3 protein-coding genes and 1 pseudogene are annotated in these 3632 nt (G+C 65.7%); all 4 read right to left on the minus strand.

Going from position 1 to position 3632, the window contains the following annotated elements:
• The coding region (locus AC1D00_RS31745) for an ATP-binding cassette domain-containing protein (RefSeq protein ID WP_477013382.1) at window positions 1–329 on the minus strand (329 nt) is incomplete at its 3' end.
• Between the two features lies 1 nt (window position 330).
• Complete coding sequence (locus tag AC1D00_RS31750) at window positions 331–1968, minus strand: ABC transporter substrate-binding protein (RefSeq protein ID WP_477013383.1); 1638 nt, start codon at window positions 1966–1968, stop codon at window positions 331–333.
• A 30-nt stretch (window positions 1969–1998) separates the two neighbouring features.
• Window positions 1999–2814, minus strand: a complete 816-nt coding sequence (locus AC1D00_RS31755; protein WP_477013384.1) for a sugar phosphate isomerase/epimerase family protein — start codon at window positions 2812–2814, stop codon at window positions 1999–2001.
• A gap of 461 nt (window positions 2815–3275) precedes the next feature.
• Window positions 3276–3632 (minus strand): annotated as a pseudogene (locus AC1D00_RS31760) (DUF1236 domain-containing protein); the annotation flags it as partial.

The following is a 3632-nucleotide window of genomic DNA, read 5'->3' on the forward strand; positions in this document are numbered from 1 at the left end:
TCGCAAAGCTGCTTGCGGATGGTCAGCACCGGGTTGAGCGCGCTGGCCGGATCCTGGAAGATCATGGCGACCCGCCCGCCCCGGACCCGATCGAGCTCCGCGGCGGGCGCGCCCAGGAGCTCGCGCCCGTCGAGCCGCACCGAGCCAGAGACCCGCGCATGCCGCGRCAGCAGACCCAGTGCGGCAAGCCAGGTCACCGACTTGCCGGAGCCGGATTCGCCGACGAGGCCGAGGGCCTCGCCCTTGCCCAGGGCGAGATCGACGCCACGCAGCACCGGCACGCCGTTGAAGGCGACGCTCAGGCCTTCAATGCTGACCAGCGGCGACACCTCAAACCTCGAAATTGCCGGCGCGGAAATCCATCGCGAAGGCGGGCGAGGCCTTCCACTTGATCGATTTCGGCTTGGCCGTGAAGGTCGCATTCTGGTGCAGCACCGTGAAGGCGGGGTCCTCGCGCTCGGCGATCTCCAGCATACGGCGGAACGCCTTCTTGCGCGCCGCGCGGTCGGTCGAGGTTTCCAGGAACTCCGAGAGCGTGTTCAGCTCGGCGTTGGTCCACTCGCCGATCTGCTGCTGTTGGCCGTTCGGCCCGTGCTGGGCGACCAGCGAGGAGACCGGATCGTTGAAGGCGGCCGAGTTCGACCAGTCGCGCACGGCGCGGGTCGGGGCACGTTCCATGATCTGCGACCAGTTCTCCTTGGTCTCGATCTGGACGTTGAGGCCGACCGACTTCCACATCTCGACCAGGACCTGCGCGGTCGCGACCTGGTTGGTGTAGTAGTTGTTGAGCAGGCGATACGGGATCGGATCGCCCTTGTAGTTGGCCTGCTTCAACAGGTCCTGCGCGAGCTTCGGATCATAGGCCGGCACGTTCCAGTCGGCGTTGAACATGTCGCCGTAAAATTCCCACTGCAGGCCTTTCGGCACGCGGGTGCGGCCGGCCCACAGGCTGTCGACGATGGCCTGGCGGTCGATCGCATGCGTGAAGGCGCGCCGCACCAGCGGATTGGCGAGCTGGGCGTGGTTCTTGTCGAACACGGTCAGGCGGTGATTGAGGATGGTGCCGCCCTGCACTTCGAACGCCGCGTTCTTCTCGATGCCGGCGATCTGGTCCGGCGGGATGTCGCAGGCGAACTGGTACTCGCCCGAGAGCAGCCCGTTGATGCGGCTCGCGACCTCGGGCACTTCGAGGAAGCGGATGCGCTTGAGCGGCGGACGGCCGCCCCAATATTCGTCGTGTGCTTCCAGGGTCAGCGAGACGTCGGGCTTGAGCTCGACGACCTTGTACGGCCCCGTCGTGATCGGCTTGCGCGCCCAATCGAGATAGCTCGCGGATTCCGCCCAGGCCCGGCGGTTTGCGATGTCGGAGCCGTAGCGCGACAGCCGGCCTTCGATGGTGACGTCAGGCGTCGCGTTGTAGAAGCGCACGGTGTACTTGTCGACCGCGTCGACGCGCACGAGGTCCGGCCAGATGCGGCGCGCGACCGCGGGCACATCGGGTGGCAGTTCCTTGCCCGGACGCGGCGTCGGAATCTTCTCGAAGGCCTGGATGGTGGAGCGGCTCTTGGCCTCGGTCTCGCCGAACATGCGCTCGCGGCTGAAGGTGAAGACCACGTCCTCGGCCGTCAGCTCGTCGCCATTGTGGAATTTCACGCCCTGCCGCAGCTTCACCTCGACGGTCTGGTCGTCGATGCGACGCCACTCGGTGGCGAGGCCCGGCACGGCCTCGAGGCTGCCGCGCCAGTTCTTCGAGATCAGGCCCTCCCAGATCGAGGAGAAGAACACGCGCTCGCCGACATTGGACTGCTCGCGCAGCACGTCGAGCACGTTGGAGTTGGTCACCTTCTGCACGGCGACCGTCACCGAGGGACGATTGTCGGCCTGCCCGATCGCAAAGCGCGGCAGGAGAAGCGTGCCCGCGGCAGCGCCGCCAGACTTCAGGATGGTGCGACGGGTGAGTTTGTTCATGACGATAAGCCCTGCCCTTGATGAGGTCGGTTATTCAGCGAGACCAAGCGCGGCGAGATGGGCTGCGCCGGCGCGGACGTCGTCGTGGTTGCGGAGTTCGAGGATCAGCCGCGGGTTCGAGGTCAGCCGGCCCAGCGCGCGGAACACGGCGACCCACGGAATGTTGCCTTCGCCCGGCGCCCAGTGCCGGTCGGCGAAGCCGTCGGTGTCCTGGAGATGCACATGCGTCAGCATGTCGCCTGCGGTCTCGACGTAGTAGTCGACCGGCGGCGCGCCGGTGGAGATGTGCGCGTAATTGGCATGGCCGGTGTCGAGCGAGACGCGGACCTTGTTGCTTTCGAGCGCCTTGGCGAGGCGCACGCGGTCGCGCGGATCCTTGTCCTCGATGTTCTCGATGACGATCTCGCAGCCGGTCGTCTCGGCGCGCGCGATCACCTCGGCAAGCGTCGCCCTGACCCGTTCGACCAGGTTGCCGCGATTGTCCGGATAGAGATCGAGATTGTTGTGGTCCCACGTCGTGAACGGCGAATGGATCACCATCTGCGTCGCACCGAGGAACTCGGCGGCCTCCAGCCCCTGGAGCAGACGCTTGGTCACCGCCTGGCGGATCATCTGATCGTGGCTGTCGATCTTGAAGCCCCAGAACGGTCCGTGGATGCCGAGACGGCCGGTGTGGCCCGCGAGCATCTGCTTGATGTCGCCAGCGGTCGCGCGCCAGTCGCTATCGAGGAGATCGGCGCGGAAAAAATCCTGGATTTCGAGATCGCGCTGCCGTTCCAGAAGCCAGTCGCGATGCGCGGGGATCGATTTGATGGATAATGCGGCGCCCAGTACCGGCTTCGACATGGCTTGCTCCTTGGCCGTCAGCAATGACGGGAGCAGCGCTAGACCAGTTCAATGACAGGCCAGTGAAATCGAGGTTCCGCAGCACCGAGAGATGTGGACATCCTGCGCATCGCCAGCATCGTTCTTGTGCACCATGCCGTCGGCTTAGGCGCCCGCAGCTTCGCGCAGAAAGATGCTCGCGCGTGTCCGTAGTGATCCGGAATGGAATCCTATTTCGATCTCACGTACATCGCGAGACATCGATCGGCGGCCACTTCCAAGGGCATCACCCTCTGATCGCGCACCACGGGGTTGGGGGACCACATGGGGCGGGGGATTGAAGGCTGGGGCAAGGTGACGAGGTCCGGACTCCTAGGCACTCCGGACCTCGAAACTTTCCACATCGAACGCAAACGCGCCGCCGAGCTGATTCAGCCCGGCGGCGCGTTGTCGTTTCAGCGCGGTCTTGTCAATTCCGGCGCTTAGCGCGTTTGCGGCTCGATCGTCACCGTGCAGTCGTCCTGCCCTTGCGTCGCGACCACGATGTTGCCCGCCGGGACGCCGAGGGCGATCGGGGCTGACGAGCCGCCGCCGGGCATCTGAACCGTCACACTCAGGTAATCGGTGCGCGCGGTCGAGCCGACGGTCGACGGTTCTGCCTCGGCCACATTGCCCGAGGCGTCACGCCGCATGATGCGGCAATTCACGTTACTCCCGCCGGCGGCCGCCATGCTTGACGAGGCACTGCCGCCCATTTGCGCACGGGCTCGCGACGGATCGCGCGGCACCTGGCTAACGATGCGATGCGTGCGCGGCTCTACGATGACGACGTCGTCATC

Source organism: Bradyrhizobium sp. P2_E8, assembly GCF_056403875.1.

Excerpts from the sequence above, each read along its gene's own strand:
- AC1D00_RS31750 (WP_477013383.1), bottom strand. The coding sequence starts at position 1,968 with ATGAACAAACTCACCCGTCGCACCATCCTGAAGTCTGGCGGCGCTGCC.
- AC1D00_RS31755 (WP_477013384.1), bottom strand. The coding sequence starts at position 2,814 with ATGTCGAAGCCGGTACTGGGCGCCGCATTATCCATCAAATCGATCCCC.